We start from the raw sequence: 18,978 nt of genomic DNA, 5'->3' as shown, positions 1-18,978 counted from the left end.
CGCCCGCCGCTTGCGCTCGCCACACCCCCGACCGAACCGAGGTTCCCTCCCGTGACCGCGTCCGTCCCCGCAGCCTCCCCCGCCGATCCGGTGCGCCGCCCGAACGACGGCGTCCCCGCCGCCGCGCTCGCCACGCTGCCCGGCCCGCTGCCGCGGGAGGTCGTGGACGCCGCCGACCCGGACGTGCACCCGGGCCGTCCCGCCGGCCTCGCGCACGGGGGCCGCGGCGATGGCGAGCGCGTGCGCGAGGAGGAGCGGCTCGCCTTCTGGGAGGCCGTCGGACGGCGCCTCACGTGGGACCGTGACTTCACCCGCGTGCAGGACCTCGCCCCGTCCGATCCGGCGGCCGAGCGCGGCCCGGACATCCGCTGGTACGCGGACGGCGCCCTGAATGTGGCCGTCAACTGCGTGGACCGGCACGTGGACGCCGGCCGCGGGGAGAAGGTGGCCCTGTACTTCGAGGGCGAGCCGGGCGACCGCGAGGCCGTGACCTACGCGGACCTGCAGCGCCGTGTGGCCCGCGCGGCGAATGCGCTCGAGGAGCTGGGCATCACCGCCGGCGACCGCGTGGTCGTGTACCTGCCCGTGATCGTGGAGACGATCGTCATCGCCCTGGCGTGCGCGCGCATCGGCGCGGTGCACTCCCTCGTGTTCGGGGGCTTCTCCGCCGAGGCGCTGCGCTTCCGCGTGGAGGACACCGGCGCCAAGCTGCTCGTCACCACGGACGGCCAGCACCGCCGTGGGAAGGTGGTGCCCGTCAAGGAGAACGCAGACGCCGCCGTCGCCGGTCAGAACCAGGTCGAGCACGTGCTCGTGGTGGACCGCTGCGGCCTCACCGGACCGGGCGAGATCGCGTGGACGGACGGCCGGGACCTGTGGTGGCACGACGTCGTGGACCGCCAGCCGGCCACCCACGCCGCGCGCGCCTTCGAGGCCGAGCACCCGCTGTTCATCATGTACACCTCGGGCACCACGGGGCAGCCCAAGGGTCTCGTGCACACCTCGGCGGGCTACCTCGCCGCGGCCTCGTGGACGCACGACTTCCTCTTCTCCCACCCGGACGTGTCCCGCCGGGGCGACGACGTGCACTGGTGCACCGCTGACCTCGCGTGGGTCACCGCCCACACCTACGAGATCTACGGACCGCTCTCCAACGGCGTCACGCAGGTGATCTACGAGGGCGTGCCCAATGCGCCACATCCGGGCCGTCACTTCGAGGTGATCGACCGCTACCGTGTGACCAGCTACTACACCGCGCCCACGCTCATCCGCTCGCTCATGGGCTGGCACCCGGACGGGATCCCGGCGGAGGATGCCGGCGGCCCCTCGCTCGCGTCCATCCGCCTGATCGGCACCGTGGGCGAGGCCGTGAATCCCGAGGCGTGGGCGTGGGCCCGCACCCAGATCGGCCGGGCCGGGCTCGAGCGAACCGGCACCCCGGTGCCCATGGTGGACACGTGGTGGCAGTCCGAGACGGGCTCCACCGTCATCTCCCCCCGCCCCACGGACACCACGTTCAAGCCGGGCTGCGGTTCCCGCCCGCTGCCCGGCGTCGACGTGGCCGTGGTCGACGACGACGGCGCGCCCGTGTCCGCGCACCTGCAGGGCAAGATCGTGGTCACCCGGACCTCACCGTCCATGGCGCGCACGGTGTGGGGCAACCCGGCACGGTACTTCCGCTCCTACTGGGCGGACTACGCGGAGCAGGGCTGGTTCCTCGCCGGGGACGGCGCCAAGACCGATGACGACGGCGACGTCTGGATCCTCGGGCGCATCGACGACGTCATCAACATCTCCGGGCACCGGCTGAGCACGATCGAGATCGAATCGGCGCTCGTGGCGCACCCCCATGTGGTGGAGGCGGGCGTGTGCCCCGTGCCCGACGAGCGCACCGGTCACGCGGCGGTGGCCTTCGTCGTGCCGAGCCGGGAGTGGGCGACGGCGTTCGCGGACGGGGGCGAGGACGTCGCGACGAAGCGCGCCGAGGAGCTCCGCCGGCACGTCGGCCGGGTGATCGGCCCGGTGGCCAAGCCGGGCGAGGTGGTGTTCGTCCCGGATGTGCCGAAGACGCGCTCGGGCAAGATCATGCGGCGCCTCCTCTCGCAGCTGCACACCGGGGACCGCCTCGGGGACACCACGAGCCTGCAGAACGAGTGGTGCGTCGGGCAGATCGCGGAGGTGCTGGCCGCCCGCGCCTGACCGCCCCGCTCTCGCCGGCGAGGTCCGCGTTCGCGGACTGGATCTCGGAGGAGGGCGAGCCCGCGGGCCTGGCCGACTCGCGGATCGAGGATGACGACGTCAGCCTCTCACCCCCGTCCGGAACCGTCACGGGGCGGGGTCCCGCCCGCCCCCATAGACTGGCGGCCGTTCCCCGCTCGGTCCCGCCCCCTGAAAGGCCCCCGTGACCTCATCCCCCGACGCCGGCTCCCCGGGCCCCGCGCACGACGACGGCGAGCGCGCCCTCGTCGCCGACACCCTCGCCCCCGGCACCGGCCGACTCATCGGCCTGCTCGTCTCCGCCGCCTTCGTGGTGATCCTCAACGAGACGATCATGTCCGTGGCGCTGCCGCGCCTGATGGAGCAGTTCTCGGTCTCGGCCGCCTCGGCGCAGTGGCTCTCCACCGGCTTCATGCTGACGATGGCCGTGGTCATCCCCTTCACGGGGTGGCTGCTGAACCGGTTCACCCTCCGCACCGTGTTCATCATCGCCATGAGCGCGTTCACGCTCGGCACCGCTCTGGCGGGACTGGCGCCGACCTTCGGGATCCTGCTCGCCGGACGCGTGGTGCAGGCCGTCGGCACGGCCATCATGATGCCGCTGCTGATGACCACGGTGCTCAACGTGGTGCCGCTGGCCCGCCGCGGGCGCATCATGGGCGTCATCTCGATCGTCATCGCCGTGGCCCCGGCCACCGGCCCCACCGTGGGCGGAGTGATCCTCGAGCACTTCACGTGGCGCTGGCTGTTCTTCACCGTGCTGCCCATCGCCCTGTTCGCTCTGGCCGCCGGCGCCGCGTGGGTCCGCAACGTCACCGAGCCGCATCCTGTCCGCCTGGACGTGCCCTCCGGAGCGCTCTCCGCCGTCGGCTTCGCGGGCCTGGTCTTCGGCCTCTCCAGCATCGGCGAGGCCGCGGGCGGGCACGCGGCCGTCGCGCCGTGGATCCCGATCCTGGTGGGTGTGCTGGCCCTGGCGGCGTTCGCGGCCCGCCAGCTGCGGCTCAAGGACCGCGCGCTCCTGGACCTGCGCACGCTCGCCCGGCCCACGTTCACGGTGGCGCTGGGCGTGATGCTCGTGTCCATGATGGCCCTCTTCGGCACCATCATCCTGTTGCCCATCTACCTGCAGGAGGTGCTCGGCTGGAGCACCCAGCAGTCCGGCCTGGCTCTGCTGCCCGGCGGCGTCGTGATGGCGGTGCTCGGCTACGTGGTGGGAACCCTCTACGACCGCGTCGGCCCGCGCCCGCTCGTCGTGCCGGGCTCGGTTCTCGGCGCCGCGGGACTGTGGGGCTACACCACGCTGAGCGAGGACTCGAGCGCCCTCATGGTGGTGGGCCTGCACGTGGCCATCTCGATCGGTCTCTCCCTGCTGTTCTCCCCGCTCATGACGACGGCGCTCAGCGCCCTGCCCCGGCCGCTGTACGCGCACGGCTCCGCCCTGATGTCCACGCTGCAGCAGGTGGCCGGCGCGGCGGGCACGGCGCTGTTCATCACGCTGCTCACGGTGGGGACGGCGTCGTCGGCCGCGGCAGGCCTGCCGGCGCGGGCCGCCATGATGGACGGCGTGCACCTGGCGTTCCTCTCTGGCGCGGCGGTGTTCACGCTCAACGTGGTGGCGGTGTGGTTCGTGAAGCGCCCGGCGGCCGACGCGGCGTGAGCCCTGCCCCGGGTGACGAGCCCTGCGCTGTCGCCCTGGAGACCGCGCGACAGGCACAACGACGCAGGGTTCGTCGCATGGGCACGTCACCCCTCAGGGGAAGATCTGCCCCACCGGCGTCTGCTTCTCCGCCTGGAACGCGTCCTCGGCGCGGCCGAACGCCCAGTAGGCGCTGACGGACATGGACCGCCGGTCCACCCCGCGCTCGTCCGTGAGGTACGCCCGCGCGGCCTTCACCTGCTCGCGCTCCCCGTGCACGAACGCGTGCACCCGGCCCTCGTGCCACGGGAGCGCGCGCAGCTCGGCAGCCCAGCGCGTCGCCTCCGGGGTGAAGTCCCCGCCGCGGTGCAGCCAGCGCACCTCGACGCCGAGCGGTGCCTCGAGCGGCAGCTCGTCCTCCGCGCCGCCCACCTCGATCAGCGCGGTCCCGACGGCGTCCGGGGCCGTGCGCGCGAGGTCCTCCAGGGCGGCGGCGATCGCGGGCAGGGCGGAGTCGTCACCGACCAACAGGTGCCAGTCCGCCCCGGGATCGGGGCTGTAGCTGCCGCCGGGTCCCATGAACGCCACCGTGTCCCCCGGCTGTGCCGAGGCGGCCCACGGACCGGCGAGGCCGTCGTCGGGACCGGTCCCGTGCACCACGAAGTCCACGTCCACCGTGCCGGCCGCCGCGTCCACGGCGCGCACCGTGTAGGTGCGGCGGACGGGCATCTGCTCGGGCGTGAGGCGCTCGCGGAGGGCGTCCAGGTCGTAGGGCGGGGTGAGGCCGAGCACGGGGTCGGTGAAGAGCAGCTTGATGTACTGATCCGCCGCACCCTTGGCGGCCCAGCGGGCGTGGAAGTCCGCGAACTGCTCGCCGCCGAGCGTCAGGCGGACCAGGTGCGGGCTGAGGCGCTCGGTGCGCTGGACCGTCAGCACGGTCTGGGGGCGGGCGGGGCGGCCGGGCTCTTCGGGGCGGGTCATGCCCTCACTCTCCCACGCCACGGCGCGACGAGTCCTGCGTTGTGGTGCCTGTTCCCGCGGGAACGGCAGCACAACGCAGGGCTCGTTGAGGACGGGGAGGTCAGCCGCGGAACCCCGCGCCCCGGTGATCCTCCGGCAAGCGCGGCCCCGCGCCGGTGATGTTCTCGCGCAGCGTCCTCCCGGCCTCGGGCTCGCGCAGCGCGCCGCGGCGGCGCAGCTCCGGGCTCACGAGCGTGGTGAACCGCTCGAGGTCGGCCGGGCGCACGGCCGCGGAGATGTTGAAGCCGTCCACACCGGTCTCGGCCTGCCAGCGCTCGAGCTCGTCCGCCACGGTCGCCGGGGAGCCCACGATCACGGGGCCGCGCCCGCCGATCGCCACGAACTCGGCCACGTCCCGCAGCGTCCACAGCTTCCCCGAGGGGTCCGCGGTGAAGGCCGCGAGCGCGGAGCGATTCGCGTCCGTCACCACGTGCTCCAGCGGCGCGTCCGGGTCCAGGCCCGCGAAGTCCACGCCGGTCCATCCGCCGAACAGGGCGAGGGCACCCTCGACGTCCACGAAGTCCGCGTAGCCACGCAGCCGCTCCTCCGCCGCCTCGTCCGTCTCGGCGGCGACGACGGTCACCATCGCGAGCACACGGATCGCGTCCTCGGCGCGGCCGGCGTCGACGAGCCCCGCCCGCGTCTGCTCGACGAAGCGGCGGACGTGCGCCGCCGTCGGGCCGATGGCGAAGACGGCCTCGGCGTGCTCCTGCGCGAACCGCAGCCCCCGCGCGGAGGCGCCGGCCTGGAAGAGGAACGGGGTGCCCTGCGGACCGGGGTGGGTGAGCGCGGTGTCGGGGACGCGGAAGTGCGTGCCCGCCACGCCGGCCGGGTGCACGCGCTCCGGGTCCGCGAAGACGCCGGCGGCGGCGTCCTTGACCACGGCGCCCGGCTCCACCGATCCCTCGAAGAGGCGGTAGACGGCGTCGAGGTGCTCGTCGGCGCGGTCGTAGCGCTCGTCGTGCGGCAGCTGCCCGTCCAGCCCGAGGTTGCGGGCCGCGGAGTCCTGGTAGCTGGTCACGACGTTCCAGGCCACGCGGCCCTGCGTGAAGTGGTCGAGCGTCGCGAAGGTGCGGGCCAACTGGTACGGCTGCTCGTACGTGACGGACGCGGTCACGCCGAAGCCGAGGCGGTCGGTCACGGCGGCCATGGCGGGCACGGCCACGGTCGGCTCGAGCAGCGGCCACTGGACACCGCCGCGCACAGTGGCCTCGACCCCGCCGTCGTACACGTCGTACAGGCCCAGGACGTCCGCGAGGAACAGCGCGGTGAACCCGCCCTCCTCCACGGTGCGGGCGAGGTCGATCCAGTAGGAGAGGCGGTCGAACTCGGCGATCCGCGAGTCCGGGTGCCGCCACAGCCCCGGGGACTGGTGCACGGGCGTCATCATCTCGAACGCGCTGAGCAGGAAGGGCTGGGCGCTCTGCGCCTCGGGCTGCGGGGTCATCGGGTCTCCTGGACGGTCGAGACGGCGGGCGCCGATCCGGACGCCTCGCCGCGGCGCGCGGTCGGATCGGCGGCCTGGCTGGACGCCCACAGGGAGAGCCCGGCCAGGACGGTGAGGTACGCGGCGATCAGCCACGGGGTGCGCCCTCCGGCTTCGAAGAGCAGGGCCGCGACGAACGGGGCGATGCCGCCGCCGAGCACCGTGCCGATCTGGTAGCTGAGGTTCACGCCGGAGTAGCGCACCTGCACGGGGAACTGCTCGGCGAACCACGCCGCCTGCGGGCCGTACACGGAGTCGTGGGCCACGTTGATCACGAGCACGACGACGATCGGCAGCCACGCGATCAGCCCGGCCTCGGTCACGGCGAACACGGCCCACCCGGCGCCGGCGATGAGGGCGTAGCCGAGCTGGGACACCCGGCGCCGGCCCCACCGGTCGGAGAGCGCGGCCCACAGCGGGGTGCTCACGAGTCCGATCGCGGAGGCGACCATGATCGAGGTGAGGAGGATCCCGCTGTCATGCCCGCGCAGCACGAGGAAGCTCACGAGGTACACGGTGATCAGGTAGTACACCCCGTTCTGTCCCAGGCGCAGGCCGGCCGTGACGAGCACGGCCCGGCCGTGGTCCCGCAGCAGCTCGCGGACCGGGGAGGCGCTGAGCTCGCCGGCCGCGCGCCGCTCCTGGAACTCCGGCGCGTCCTGCACGCCGAGCCGGATCACCAGGGCGATCGCCACGAGCACGGCCGAGGCGAGGAAGGGGATGCGCCAGCCGTAGGCGGCGAACTGCTCCTCCGTGGTGAACAGGTGGACGATGCTGAACGCGGCCGTGGCCAGCAGCATGCCCGCCGAGGAGCCGATCTGCGTGAAGGAGCCGAAGAAGCCGCGGCGGTGCGCGGGGGCGTGCTCCACGGACATCAGCGCGGCCCCGCCCCACTCCATCCCGGCAGAGACGCCCTGCACGAGGCGCAGGAGGACGAGACCGGCGACGGCCCACCAGCCGGCCTGCGCGAAGGTGGGCAGCAGGCCGATGAGGAACGAGGAGACGCCCATGAGCAGGAGGGAGACCACGAGGAGGGCCTTGCGCCCCACGCGGTCCCCGAAGTGCCCGGCCACGACCCCGCCGAGCGGGCGCATCACCACGCCCACCGCGAGGGTGGCGAAGGAGGCGAGCGTGGCTCCGAGCTGCGTGGCGCCCGGGAAGAACTGCACGTTGAACACGAGGGCGGCGGCCAGGCCGTAGAGGTAGAAGTCGTACCACTCGATCGTGGTCCCCAGCAGCGAGGAGACGACGGCGCGCGTGCGATGGCGCCGGGCCGCGGGGTCCTCGGCGGGGGCGGCCGGGGAGGCGGGCGCGTTCCCGGTGCCGGGCCCCGACGACGGCGGGGTCGCCTCCGGAGCGTCCAGGACGGTGCTCATCGGGCGTCCCCCTCGGTGATGACGACGGCGGACGCCGCGGCGTCGGTCGGCCCTGAACCCGTCGCCGGCGCATCGCCGATCGCGGAGAGCCCCTCGGGCAGGGTGCCGTTGATCCAGTAGTCGCCCACGGCCCGGGCGCGGAAGGCGATGGGGTTGTGTGTGGCCACGGTCTGCGCGTTGCGCCAGTGGCGGTCCAGGCCCTTGGCGGTGGACGTGTCCGAGGCGCCGCCGGTGAGGAAGAGCTCCTGCGCGGCGCCGATCGCGAGCTCGGGCACGGTGATCTGCGCGTGCTCCACCGCGACCTCGGCGTTCGCGAACGCGAGCGGCGTCTCCCCGTCGTAGCCCCAGCGGTCGGCGCCGGTGGCCGCCCCGGCGGCGAGCGCGGCGTCGAGCGCCTCCGCCGCCGCCAGCACCGCGGCCTCCGCGGTGAACGCCTTCGCGGCGATCCGGCCCACGGCCTCCTGGATCAGCGGGTCCTCACGGAACGGCAGGCCCAGGCCCGTGTTGAAGGTGCGCACGCGCGCGGCCACGCGGGCGGCGGCGTCGCGGCGGGAGGCCCGGGCGATCCCGGCCAGCACCGCGAGCAGGATCAGCTGGAAGTACGCGGCCTCGAACACGGCCTCGGGGGTGCCGGGGATGCGCCGCAGCACGTCGCCCGCGGGGATCCTCACATCCTCGAACACCGCGGTGCCCGTGCCGGTGAGGCGCTGCCCGAAGCCGTCCCAATCGTCCTCGAGGGTGACGCCGGCGGCGTCCACGGGCACGACGGCGAAGCCGCGCCCGGCGTCCACGCTCCCGTCGGCGCGGCGCACGGAGGCGGAGACGCGGGTGTGCGAGGAGAAGATCGAGCCCGTGGCGTAGTACTTCGTGCCGGAGAGCGTCCACGCGGGCGCGGAGTCCGCCGCGCCGTCGTCGCCCGCCTCCGCCGCGTCCTCCGTGAGCACCGTGTTGAGCGTGCCGAGCGCGTTGCCGCCCTTCTCCGTGGAGGCGTTGCCCACCGTGGCGCCGGCGAGGACGCGCCCGTACCAGCGCGTGCGGACGTCCTCGGGCTGGAACCGCAGCGCGTCGAGGAAGCCCAGGTGTGAGCGGTAGAGGTGGGCCACGTTGGAGTCGGCCTCGGCGAGGTCCACGAGCAGGGCGATCGCGGTGCGCACGTCGACGCCGGGCCCGCCCGCCTCGGCCGGGACGCGCAGCACCGCGAAGCCGGCGGCGTGGAGCGCGCGGACCTCCTCGAAGGGCAGGATGCGCTCGTGATCGCGCTCGCGGGAGCCCTCCGCGATCTGCGCGAACAGCGGCGCGAAGTGGGCGCGCAGCCCGGCGAGGTCGCGGGGCAGGTCGGCCACGTCGACCTCGGGCGGGGTGAGGACGGAGGCCTCCGCGCGGGGCGGCTCGGGGCGGACGTCCTCCGCGCGGGCGGCGGTGAGGGTCTCGGTCATGGGGGTCCTTGTCAGCGGGGCGGTCAGCGGTGGTGTCCGGCACCGACGGCCGAGTGCGTGGTCTGCCGCCACGCTAGGAGCGCGCCCGCCCACGGTCTGAACCGGGCCCCGGGCCGGAGTCACGACGGCGCTGCCGCACCGCCGAACGCGTCCGGCCGCCCCTGGATGACCCGTACGCTGGCCGCGTGCCTCCCGTGCTGCTGGTCCTGCTCTCCGTGCTGTGCCAGCAGCTCGGCGCCTCCATCGCCGGCCTGCTGTTCGGTCAGGTCGGCGCCTCCGGGATGGTCGCCCTGCGCCTCGTGTTCTCCGCCCTCCTGCTGCTGGCCTTCGCCCGCCCCGGGCGCCGCGCCCTGGCGAGCCTGACCGCGCAGGGATGGACCGCCGTCGTCGGGCTGGGGCTGACCATGGCCGGGATGAACCTGCTCATCTACGAGGCGTTCGACCGGATCCCCCAGGGCGTGGCCGTCACGTTCGAGGTGCTCGGACCGCTCGCGCTGTCCGTCCTGGCGCGGCGGCGCTGGGACGCATGGGCCTGCGCCGGCGTCGCCCTTGCGGGCATCGTGCTGCTCGGCCGGGACGGGTTCAGCGCGGGCGCGGGCGCCGGGCTGGATCCCGTGGGCGTGGCGTGCGCCGTGGGCGCCGCCGCCTTCTGGGCGGGCTGCATCCTGATGAGTCGGGCCGCGGGCGGGCATCTGCCCGGGGTGCAGGGGCTCGCGCTGGCCATGGTCGCGGGCTCCTTCCTCGCCCTGCCCATCGGCGCGACGACGGCGGGGCCCGCCCTGCTCGACCCCGTCGTGCTGGGCGTCGGGCTGGTGGTGGCGGTGCTGAGCTCCTCGCTGCCGTACGGGATCGAGATGCACGTGCTGCGCCGCATGCCCACCGCACTGTTCTCCCTCCTCACGTGCCTGTCCCCCGTGGCCGCCGCGCTCACCGCGTGGGCCGTGCGCGGGCAGGTGCTGGACGTGCCGGACGTGGCCGGGATGCTGCTCGTGGTCGCGGCGTGTGCGGCGGCGGTGTGGCTGGGGCGGGCGCCGGAGCGTCGCATGCGCCGGGCGACGGACCGCGGTGACCGGGCGGCGCGGGCCTGACGCCCGCCGCCCTCAGCGCGTCCACAGGATTCTGTAGCCTGAACGCATGACCCCCGCCACACCCCCCGGCCCGGGCCGGCCCGACGACGACGTCCCCGCCGCCGAGCGGGAGGCCCTGCGCCGCGGGGCGTGGCGGCCCTGGCTGCCGTTCCTGCTGACCGCGGCGGTGTGCATCGGCATGCTCGGGTGGGTCACGGTCGCTCTGCCCGACCTCCCGGACCGGGTCCCGGTGCACTGGGGCATCGACGGCCGTCCCGACGACTGGGACGAGAAGTCCCTGGGCACCGTCGGCATGGGGCCGATCGTCGCCCTCGGCATGACCGTGCTCATGGCGCTCATGGCCGCCATCGTGCCGATGATGTCTCCCCTGCCTCCGGACGCCTCCCCGTGGCGGCGCGTGCGGCAGGCCGGGGTGGACCGCGGCATGCGCACGGCCCTCGGGTGGATCGCCGCGTTGACCCTGCTCCCGATGCTCCCGTCGACGGTGGAGGTCCTCACCGCGGGCGCGTGGCGGATGCCCTGGTGGCTCATGCCGCTCAGCCTCACCCTCCTCATGGTCGGGGTGATGGTCGCGCTCAGCGCGGCGATCCGCGGCGGCACCCGCTGGTCGGACCGCGTCGCCCAGGACCTCGGCCACCGCCCCACCGCCGAGGAGGCCGCCGAGGAGGAGAAGTGGACCGCGGCGGGCCTGAAGCGCGACCCCGACGACCCCTCTGCCTTCCCGCCCAAGCGCGAGGGCTACGGCGTGGGCGCCACGGTGAACCTCGCCTCGCGCACGGGCCGCCTTCTCACCTATGGGTTCGTGGGCGTCTTCATCGTCGGTCTGCCCGCGGCCGTCTGGATCGCGGCGGCCCTGAACCGATGACCACGCGCCTGCTGCTCCCCGCCACGCTCCCCCTCCTCTCGGAACGAGGTGTCACGAAATGTGGGAATGCGGGCGCCATTCCAACGTTTCGTGACACCTCGTTCGCCGGGGAGGCCGGGGTCGGGGGCCGGCGGCCGGGGGCCGCGAGCGCCCCGGCGGCGCGTATGTGACGCGGTGTCCGACGTCGTCGCCCGGGCCTGGCAGGGTGGGGCGCGCATTCTCGCCCCCTGCCAGAGAGGACCGCCGTGGCCGACCACGAGTTCGGATTCCGCACCAAGGCCCTGCACGCCGGCGCCGTCCCGGACGCCGTCCACGGCTCCCGCGCGGTGCCGATCCACCAGACGAGCTCCTTCGTGTTCGAGTCTGCGGACGACGCGGCCAACCTCTTCGCGCTGCAGAAGTACGGCAACATCTACTCGCGCATCGGCAACCCCACGGTCGCGGCGTTCGAGGAGCGGATCGCCACGCTGGAGGGCGGCATCGGCGCGGTGGCGACGGCGTCCGGCATGGCCGCCGAGTTCGTCACCTTCGCGGCGCTCGCCGGGGCCGGGGACCACATCGTGGCCTCCTCGAAGCTCTACGGCGGCACGATCACCCAGCTCGACGTGTCCCTGCGCCGCTTCGGCGTGGAGACCACGTTCGTGAACTCGATGGAGGCCGCCGACTACGAGGCCGCGATCCAGGAGAACACCAAGGCCGTGTACGTGGAGATCGTGGCCAACCCCTCGGGCGACATCGTCGACCTGCCGGGCCTGGCCGACGTCGCGCACCGCCACGGCGTCCCGCTCGTGGTGGACGCGACGCTCACGCCGCCGTACCTGATCCGCCCGATCGAGCACGGTGCGGACATCGTGATCCACTCGGCCACGAAGTTCCTGGGCGGCCACGGCACCACGCTGGGCGGCGTCGTGGTGGAGTCCGGCCGCTTCCCGTGGGACAACGGCAAGTTCCCGTCCATGACCGAGCCCGTGCCCTCGTACGGCGGCGTCTCCTGGTGGGGCAACTTCGGCGAGTACGGGTTCCTCACCAAGCTGCGTTCCGAGCAGCTGCGCGACTTCGGCCCGTCCCTGGCGCCGCAGTCCTCGTTCCAGCTGATGATCGGCGTGGAGACCCTGGCGCAGCGCATGGACGCGCACCTGGCCAACGCGCAGGCCGTGGCGCAGTGGCTGGACGGGGACCCGCGCGTCGCCTGGGTGGCGTACGCGGGCCTGCCGGGCCATCCCCACCACGCGCGCGGCCGGGAGCTGCTGCCCCGGGGCGTCGGCTCGGTGTTCAGCTTCGGCGTGGCGGGCGGTCGCGACGCCGGCGCGGACTTCATCGCGCACCTGCGGCTGGCCAGCCACCTGGCCAACATCGGCGACGCCAAGACGCTCGTGCTGCACCCGGCGTCCACCACGCACCAGCAGCTCACCGCCGAGCAGCTCGTGGCCGGCGGCGTGCCGGAGGACCTGATCCGCATCTCGGTGGGGATCGAGGACGTCGAGGACATCCTGTGGGACCTGGACCAGGCCCTCACCGCAGCCACGGGCCGCACCCGAGAGGACGACGACGTCGCCCCGGTCCGTGCGCCGACCGCCGTCGAGGCCGACGTCGAGAAGGAGGCCTGAGCCATGAGCACCACCCACCCCGAGCGGACCTGGACCGGCCCCAGCGCCCCCGAGCGCCTGGCGATCCTGCGGCGCACCCGCTCGATCGCGATCGTCGGCGCCTCGGACAAGCCGGCCCGTGCGTCCTACTTCGTGGCCACGTACCTGCTGAGCTCGACCACATACGACGTCTACTTCGTGAATCCCGTGCTCGCCGCGGCCGGCAAGGAGATCCTCGGCCACCGCGTCTACGCCTCGCTCGACGACCTGCCCGTCACCCCGGACCTCGTGGAGGTGTTCCGCAAGTCCTCCGACGCCCCCGAGGTGGTGGCGGACGCCGCCCGCGTGGGCGCCCGGACCGTGTGGCTGCAGCTGGGCATCTGGAACGAGGACGCCGCGCGTCAGGCCGAGGCCGCGGGCCTGGAGATCGTGATGGACCGCTGCGTGAAGATCGAACACGCCCGCTTCCACGGCGGGCTCAACCTCGCCGGCTTCGTCACCGGCGTGATCAGCTCGCGGCGCCAGGAACTGGACCGCTGAACGGGCGACGCCCCGTGTCGGGCGTCGTCCGGCCCTCGTTGCGCACCCGCCCGTCGATGGCGTGGGATGGGACCATGACCTCCGAGCTCCCCTCCCCCTCCCCCGCCTGGACCGGCCGCACCGACGGCGACGCCCCCGAGCATCTGCGCTGGCACCAGGTCGTGCGCCCCGCCGACGGCCGCGGTGAGCCCACGACGACGCAGCGCCACCCCGGTGCCGGCGCGCCGACGTCGGGCGCGCGGTCCACGGCGCTCGTCGGCTTCGCCTCGGACGAGGGCGTGCGCCGCAACCACGGCCGCGTGGGCGCCGAGGACGGCCCGGAGGCGCTGCGCGGCGCGCTCGCCTCGCTCGCGTACCTCGCGGGCACGGGCACGCTCGTGGACGCGGGCGACGTGTCCGTGGACCGCGGCGACGACGGCGCCCCGGGCGAGCTCGAGGCCGGCCAGGCCGAGCTGAGCACGGTGGTCAGCGGGCTGCTGAACGCCCACGACCTGGCCGTCGTGCTCGGCGGCGGGCACGAGACCGCCTACGCCTCGATCACGGGCCTGACCGGGTCCAGGCGCGTGGGTGCGGGCACCCGCGTGGGCATCCTCAACCTGGACGCGCACTTCGACCTGCGCGAGGCGCCGCGACCCAGCTCCGGCACCCCGTTCCTGCAGGTGCTGCGCGACGCCGAGGGGGCGGAGCATCAGCTCTCCTACGCGGTGGTGGGCATCAGCGAGGCCAACAACACCCGCGTCCTGTTCGACACCGCGCGCGAACGCGGGGTCACGTGGGTGACCGACGAGCAGGCCCAGACCGCCGACGTCACCGGTGTGCGCCGCTGGGTGCGCTCGTTCATCAACGCGGTGGACGTGCTCTACCTGACGATCGACCTGGATGTGCTGCCGGCCGCCGTCGCCCCGGGGGTGAGCGCACCGGCCGGCTTCGGCGTGCCGTACGAGGTGATCCACGCGTGCACGCTGGAGGCCACCCAGTCCGGGAAGCTGGCCCTGGCCGACGTCGTGGAGCTCAACCCCTCCCTGGACGTGGACGGCCGCACGGCGAAGGCCGCGGCCCGGCTGATCCACGCGATCGTCAGCCGTCACCGGACGGACGCGTCGCTGCTGGCCTGAGCGGGCCGGGACTCGTTCAGGCGCGGGGGCCGCGCGTCAGCGACCCTCCGCCCACGGGGCCGGGGGCTCGGCGCTGCCGTGGGCCGCGCGTCGGGCGGCGTAGTCCAGCGCCGAGCGTGCCAGGAAGTCGTGCAGGGCCAGCACCCCGGCCCGGGCTCCCGCCGAGTCCCTCCGGGTCACCGCCTCCAGCGCCGGGACGTAGAACGCCCGGCCACGCTCGACCTCGTCGGGCAGACCCTTCGTGGTGGCGAGCCAGAACCGCCGGGAGAGCCCCTGGAGCGGGACCAGGGAATCGGCGAGATAGCGGTTGTTCGCGATCGTGCGCAGGAGTTCGTGCGAGCGCCCGACGGCGGCGACGTACGCCGGCAGATCCTCCACCGTGCGCAGGTGCCGCACGTGGGCCGCGACGGCGGCCAGCTGCTCCTCGTCCGCCCGCGCGCAGGCCAATCCCACGGCCAGCGCCTCGAGCGACCGCCGCACCTCCAGCCTCTCCAGCTGGTCGTCCACGGAGATCGCGGGGACCTGAAGGCCACGTCCCCCACCGGTCAGGAGCCAGTGGTCGCGGATGAGGCGCTGCACGGCCTCGCGCAGGGGCGTGCGTCCCGTCTCGGCGGCGGCGATGAGGGCCGCCTCGCTGAGGACGGCGCCCGGTGGCAGCTCCCCGGTCTCGATCTTCTGCGTCAGGCGGGTGTAGGCCTCCTCCGACTTGTTCATAAGCCCAGCCTAGGCAGTCATCTGCGCACATCCGCTTGATATATCCGGAATATGCGGCGTAGCGTGGCCCACATCCTGTTACCGCCATCACATGGAGGACTCATGAAGTACCGCCCGCAGCACGACGCCAACCCCCTGCCTTTCTCCCCCTTCAAGAGCTCCACCGTGCCGCGGCCCATCGGCTGGCTGTCCTCCGTCAGCCCGGACGGCATGGAGAACATCGCCCCCTACAGCCAGTGGCAGAACCTCACCTTCGACCCGCCCATGGTGATGTTCTCCGCGAACCAGTACCCGGACGGACGCCGCAAGGACACCGTCCTCAACGCGGAGCAGACCGGCTGGTTCGTGTGGAACATGGCCACCTACGACCTGCGCGAGGCCGTCAACGTCTCCGCCATGGCCCTGGAGCCGGGCGAGAGCGAGTGGGACCGCATCGCGGAGCACGGCGTCACCAAGGTCTACGCGGACAACCACCCCATCCCGATGGTCGCCGAGTCCCCCGTGCGCTTCGAGTGCCGCTACCACTCGACGCACCGCATCAAGGGCGACTCGAACGTCGGCACCATCGACGTGGTCTTCGCCCACGTGGACACCATCCACATCGACGACGACGTCATCACCGCCGACGGCCGCATCGACATCCCGCGCATCCAGCCGATCGCGCGTCTGGGCTACTTCGACTACACCGTGGTGCGGGAGACCTTCGAGATGCGGGTGCCCGGCGCCGACGGCGATGCCCAGGCCGGCCTCGAGGGACGGGCATGAGCACCGCGGCCACCGGCGCGGCCCGGCCCACTCCCGTGCCCCAGGCCCGCCCCCGGAGCCTGAAGGACATGCTGGCCGTGAACTTCGGCAACGCGCTGGAGTGGTACGACTGGAACGTCTACACGATCTTCGCCCCGGTCTTCGCGGCGCAGATCTTCCACACGGACAACCCCACCTCCGGGCTGCTCGCGACCCTGGCCGTCTTCGCGGTGGGCTTCGTCGCCCGCCCCATCGGCGGCTACGTGTTCGGCGCCTACGCGGACCGGGTGGGCCGCAAGCGCAGCCTCTTCGCGGCGATGATGATCACCGCGCTCGGCAGCCTGATCATCGCCGTCACCCCCACCTACGGCACGGTGGGCGTCTTCGCCTCGGTCATCCTCGTCATCGCCCGCCTGCTGCAGGGCCTGGCGCACGGAGGCGAGATGGGCACCTCCGTGACCTACCTCGTGGAGCGCGCGCCGCAGGGTCGGCGCGGGCTGTTCGGGGCGACGTCGTGGGTGTCCGTGGTGGTGGGCACGATCCTGGCGACCCTCGTGGGTCTGGCCATCAACACGCTGCTCTCCCACGAGCAGGTGGCGTCCTGGGGCTGGCGCGTGGCGTTCGGCATCGGCGGCGTCCTCGGCCTCTACGCGCTGTACCTGCGACGGAGCCTGACGGAGTCGGAGCACTTCACGGCGGCGCAGCAGGTGGTGCCCACCGCGGACGAGGCCCCACGTCGGGAGCCGGGCGCGGTGTGGCGCGGCCTGCTGACGATCTTCCTGGTCTCCGCGGGCGGCTCCCTGATGTTCTACACGTGGCTGATCTACCTGCCCACGCACGCGCAGGTGGCCCATCACATGGACAAGTCCACCACCCTCTCGGCCTCACTCGTGGCCCAGGTGATCTTCCTGGCCGCCATCCTCGGGGCGGGCCTGCTGGGTGACCGGGTCGGGCGCCGTCCGCTGGTCATCGCCTTCGGCCTGCTCTTCGTGCTGCTGCCGTTCCCGCTGTTCGGCATGCTGGACGGCACCTTCGCCTCGTTCCTGCTCGTGCAGACCATCGCCCTGCTGGCCGTGGCGCTGCTGTTCGGCGTCAACGGCGCCGTCTGGTCCGAGGTGCTGCCCACGGCGGTGCGCGCCAGGGGCGTGGCCACCATGCTCTCGCTGGCCACCGCGATCTTCGGCGGCACGGCGCCGTACCTGATCACGTGGCTGACGGCGCAGGGCTGGACCAGCGCGTTCCCGATCTACCTCATGGTGGTCGGCGGCCTCACCGGGTTGACCGGCCTGTTCATGAAGGAGACGAAGGACGTGGACCTGGCGGCCTGAGCCGGGGTGACCGGGCCCGACCCGCAGGCCGCCCCCTCCACACACAGACCCCTCCACACACAGACCCCTCCACACACAGAGTGGTCACGACACGCCGCCTCGTGCAGACGGACGCGGCATGTCGTGACCACTCTGTGGCGTCTGACCGCTCCGCGGCGTCAGTGCCCCTCGGCCTCCGCGCCCTCGGACTCCTCGGCCAGGTCCTGCGGCTCGGCGTCGACGGACGCGCCCGCGAGCGCCTCGGCCACGGCGGCCAGCACGGACCCGTCGCGCAGGGCCTGCTCGGCGGCGGCCAGCTGCGGGGCCATGTACTGGTCGGGGCCCGGGCCGGGGACACCGGCCTCCCGGATCACGCGGACGGCGGCGCCGGTCGCGGCGGAGGGCTGCAGCGGGGCGCGCAGCTCGATCGCGCGGGCGGCGGCCACGAGCTCGACGGCGAGCACGCGGCGGAAGTTCTCCACGGCCGAGCGCAGCTTGCGGGCGGCATGCCAGCCCATGGAGACGTGGTCCTCCTGCATCGCGGAGGACGGGATGGAGTCCACGGACGCGGGCACGGCCAGGCGCTTCATGTCCGAGACGAGCCCGGCCTGCGTGTACTGGGCGATCATCATGCCGGAGTCCACGCCCGGGTCGTCCACGAGGAACGCGGGCAGCCCGTGCGAGCGGGCCGGGTCCAGCATGCGGTCGGTGCGGCGCTCGGACATGCTGGCGACGTCGGCCACCGGGATGGCCAGGAAGTCCAGCACGTACGCCACGGGCGCCCCGTGGAAGTTGCCGTTCGAGCTCACCCGGCCGTCGTCGAGCACCACGGGGTTGTCCACGGTCGCGGCGAGCTCGCGCTCGGCCACGGTGCGCACGTACGCGAGGGTGTCGCGCAGGCCGCCGGCCACCTGCGGGGCGCAGCGCAGCGAGTAGGCGTCCTGCACGCGGGAGTCGCCCTCCTTGTGGCTGGCCACGATCGGCGAGCCCGCCAGGATCTTCAGCATCCGCTCCGCGGAGGCCGCCTGGCCCGGGTGGGGGCGCAGCGGCAGGTGCAGCTCCGGCACGAACACGCGGTCGGTGCCGAGCAGTGCCTCCACGGACATGGCGGCGGTGAGGTCCACGGTGTCGGCGAGCTCGTCGAGGTCCGCCAGGGCCATGATCAGCATGCCGAGCATGCCCTCGGTGCCGTTGACGAGGGCCAGGCCCTCCTTCTCCCGCAGCTCCACCGGCTCGATCCCGGCCTCGGCGAGCGCCTCGCCGGCCGGACGCAGCGCGCCGTCCTCCCCGACGACGTCGCCCTCGCCCATGAGCGCGAGCGCCACGTGGGACAGCGGGGCCAGATCGCCCGAGCAGCCGAGCGAGCCGAACTCGCGCACGCCCGGGGTGATGCCCGCGTTGAGCATGGCCACGAAGGTCTCCACGACCACGGGGCGCACACCCGTGCGGCCGGAGGCCAGCGTGGTGGCGCGCAGGAACATCAGCGCGCGGATGACCTCACGCTCCACCACGGGGCCCATGCCGGCGGCGTGGGAGCGGATCAGCGACTTCTGCAGCTGCGCGCGGGACTCGAGCGGGATGTGCTTGTCCGCGAGTGCGCCGAAGCCGGTGGAGACGCCGTAGGTGGGGGTCTCGGCCTCGGCCAGTGCCTGGACGTGGCGGCGCACCGCGCCGACGGTCTCGAGCACGTCGTCGGCGAGCACCACGCGGGCGTCGTGGCGGGCCACGGCGACGACGTCGTCCAGGGTGGCCCCGGACGTGCCGAGCGTGACGGTGGCGGGAGGGGTGGTCATGGGCGGTGCGCTCCTCGGGTGGTGGGGTGGGTCGGGCCCGACGCCGGGCGGGTGT

15 protein-coding genes are annotated in these 18,978 nt (G+C 73.7%); 9 read left to right on the top strand and 6 right to left on the bottom strand.

The features are described from left to right. Positions 1 to 51 precede the first annotated feature (51 nt). Complete coding sequence (gene acs / locus NJC10_RS06825) at positions 52 to 2,199, top strand: acetate--CoA ligase (protein WP_413466408.1); 2,148 nt, start codon at positions 52 to 54, stop codon at positions 2,197 to 2,199. A 202-nt stretch (positions 2,200 to 2,401) separates the two neighbouring features. Beyond that, complete coding sequence (locus NJC10_RS06820; RefSeq protein ID WP_319075465.1) at positions 2,402 to 3,874, top strand: MDR family MFS transporter; 1,473 nt, start codon at positions 2,402 to 2,404, stop codon at positions 3,872 to 3,874. 93 nt (positions 3,875 to 3,967) lie between these two features. On the opposite strand, the gene NJC10_RS06815 is transcribed toward NJC10_RS06820, so the two are convergent. The 4 genes from NJC10_RS06815 to NJC10_RS06800 all read right to left on the bottom strand — a co-directional run bounded on the left by NJC10_RS06815 (position 3,968) and on the right by NJC10_RS06800 (position 9,171). Next, complete coding sequence (locus NJC10_RS06815; RefSeq protein WP_319075463.1) at positions 3,968 to 4,834, bottom strand: siderophore-interacting protein; 867 nt, start codon at positions 4,832 to 4,834, stop codon at positions 3,968 to 3,970. Between the two features lie 100 nt (positions 4,835 to 4,934). Beyond that, positions 4,935 to 6,320, bottom strand: a complete 1,386-nt coding sequence (locus NJC10_RS06810) for an NtaA/DmoA family FMN-dependent monooxygenase (protein ID WP_319075461.1) — start codon at positions 6,318 to 6,320, stop codon at positions 4,935 to 4,937. After that, a complete protein-coding gene (locus tag NJC10_RS06805) occupies positions 6,317 to 7,735 on the bottom strand; it encodes an MFS transporter (RefSeq protein ID WP_319075459.1) in 1,419 nt (472 codons plus the stop codon). The genes NJC10_RS06810 and NJC10_RS06805 overlap by 4 nt, the downstream gene beginning before the upstream one ends. Continuing rightward, complete coding sequence (locus NJC10_RS06800; RefSeq protein ID WP_319075457.1) at positions 7,732 to 9,171, bottom strand: acyl-CoA dehydrogenase family protein; 1,440 nt, start codon at positions 9,169 to 9,171, stop codon at positions 7,732 to 7,734. Before NJC10_RS06800 ends, NJC10_RS06805 begins: the two co-directional genes overlap by 4 nt. 185 nt (positions 9,172 to 9,356) lie before the next feature. On the opposite strand from NJC10_RS06800, the gene NJC10_RS06795 reads away from it, so the two are divergent. The 5 genes from NJC10_RS06795 to hutG all read left to right on the top strand — a co-directional run bounded on the left by NJC10_RS06795 (position 9,357) and on the right by hutG (position 14,365). Continuing rightward, positions 9,357 to 10,259, top strand: coding sequence for an EamA family transporter (locus tag NJC10_RS06795; protein WP_319075456.1), 903 nt, complete (start codon positions 9,357 to 9,359; stop codon positions 10,257 to 10,259). Positions 10,260 to 10,305: 46 nt separating this feature from the next. Continuing rightward, positions 10,306 to 11,124: a DUF1648 domain-containing protein gene (locus tag NJC10_RS06790; protein WP_319075454.1), complete on the top strand. Its 819-nt coding sequence runs from the start codon at positions 10,306 to 10,308 to the stop codon at positions 11,122 to 11,124. Between the two features lie 245 nt (positions 11,125 to 11,369). After that, positions 11,370 to 12,731 carry an O-acetylhomoserine aminocarboxypropyltransferase/cysteine synthase family protein gene (locus NJC10_RS06785; protein WP_319075452.1) on the top strand — a complete coding sequence of 454 codons (1,362 nt, stop codon included), beginning with the start codon at positions 11,370 to 11,372 and terminating at the stop codon, positions 12,729 to 12,731. A 3-nt stretch (positions 12,732 to 12,734) separates the two neighbouring features. Beyond that, the gene (locus NJC10_RS06780) at positions 12,735 to 13,250 is read left to right on the top strand and encodes a CoA-binding protein (RefSeq protein WP_319075451.1); all 516 of its coding nucleotides are present in this window, start codon (positions 12,735 to 12,737) and stop codon (positions 13,248 to 13,250) included. A gap of 74 nt (positions 13,251 to 13,324) precedes the next feature. Next, complete coding sequence (gene hutG / locus NJC10_RS06775; RefSeq protein ID WP_319075450.1) at positions 13,325 to 14,365, top strand: formimidoylglutamase; 1,041 nt, start codon at positions 13,325 to 13,327, stop codon at positions 14,363 to 14,365. Between the two features lie 36 nt (positions 14,366 to 14,401). Here the strand turns inward: hutG and NJC10_RS06770 are convergent, their stop codons facing one another. Next, positions 14,402 to 15,079, bottom strand: a complete 678-nt coding sequence (locus NJC10_RS06770) for a GntR family transcriptional regulator (protein ID WP_319075449.1) — start codon at positions 15,077 to 15,079, stop codon at positions 14,402 to 14,404. A gap of 102 nt (positions 15,080 to 15,181) precedes the next feature. Between NJC10_RS06770 and NJC10_RS06765 the strand changes: the two genes are divergently transcribed. Both NJC10_RS06765 and NJC10_RS06760 read left to right on the top strand, forming a co-directional pair. Then, a complete protein-coding gene (locus NJC10_RS06765; RefSeq protein ID WP_298710524.1) occupies positions 15,182 to 15,844 on the top strand; it encodes a flavin reductase family protein in 663 nt (220 codons plus the stop codon). Further along, positions 15,841 to 17,151 carry an MFS transporter gene (locus NJC10_RS06760; RefSeq protein WP_319075446.1) on the top strand — a complete coding sequence of 437 codons (1,311 nt, stop codon included), beginning with the start codon at positions 15,841 to 15,843 and terminating at the stop codon, positions 17,149 to 17,151. Before NJC10_RS06765 ends, NJC10_RS06760 begins: the two co-directional genes overlap by 4 nt. Before the next feature lie 158 nt (positions 17,152 to 17,309). Here NJC10_RS06760 and hutH read toward each other — a convergent pair whose 3' ends face one another. Continuing rightward, a complete protein-coding gene (gene hutH, locus NJC10_RS06755; protein WP_319075444.1) occupies positions 17,310 to 18,923 on the bottom strand; it encodes a histidine ammonia-lyase in 1,614 nt (537 codons plus the stop codon). Positions 18,924 to 18,978: the final 55 nt, after the last annotated feature.

The sequence above is a fragment of the Micrococcus sp. M4NT genome, assembly GCF_033790745.1.
Classification (GTDB): domain Bacteria; phylum Actinomycetota; class Actinomycetes; order Actinomycetales; family Micrococcaceae; genus Micrococcus.
This window is presented reverse-complemented; position numbering and strand designations above follow the sequence as displayed.

Excerpts from the sequence above, each read along its gene's own strand:
- NJC10_RS06790 (WP_319075454.1), top strand. The coding sequence starts at position 10,306 with ATGACCCCCGCCACACCCCCCGGCCCGGGCCGGCCCGACGACGACGTC.
- NJC10_RS06765 (WP_298710524.1), top strand. The coding sequence starts at position 15,182 with ATGAAGTACCGCCCGCAGCACGACGCCAACCCCCTGCCTTTCTCCCCC.
- NJC10_RS06770 (WP_319075449.1), bottom strand. The coding sequence starts at position 15,079 with ATGAACAAGTCGGAGGAGGCCTACACCCGCCTGACGCAGAAGATCGAG.
- NJC10_RS06760 (WP_319075446.1), top strand. The coding sequence starts at position 15,841 with ATGAGCACCGCGGCCACCGGCGCGGCCCGGCCCACTCCCGTGCCCCAG.
- NJC10_RS06800 (WP_319075457.1), bottom strand. The coding sequence starts at position 9,171 with ATGACCGAGACCCTCACCGCCGCCCGCGCGGAGGACGTCCGCCCCGAG.
- hutH (WP_319075444.1), bottom strand. The coding sequence starts at position 18,923 with ATGACCACCCCTCCCGCCACCGTCACGCTCGGCACGTCCGGGGCCACC.
- NJC10_RS06805 (WP_319075459.1), bottom strand. The coding sequence starts at position 7,735 with ATGAGCACCGTCCTGGACGCTCCGGAGGCGACCCCGCCGTCGTCGGGG.
- NJC10_RS06815 (WP_319075463.1), bottom strand. The coding sequence starts at position 4,834 with ATGACCCGCCCCGAAGAGCCCGGCCGCCCCGCCCGCCCCCAGACCGTG.
- NJC10_RS06780 (WP_319075451.1), top strand. The coding sequence starts at position 12,735 with ATGAGCACCACCCACCCCGAGCGGACCTGGACCGGCCCCAGCGCCCCC.
- NJC10_RS06810 (WP_319075461.1), bottom strand. The coding sequence starts at position 6,320 with ATGACCCCGCAGCCCGAGGCGCAGAGCGCCCAGCCCTTCCTGCTCAGC.
- hutG (WP_319075450.1), top strand. The coding sequence starts at position 13,325 with ATGACCTCCGAGCTCCCCTCCCCCTCCCCCGCCTGGACCGGCCGCACC.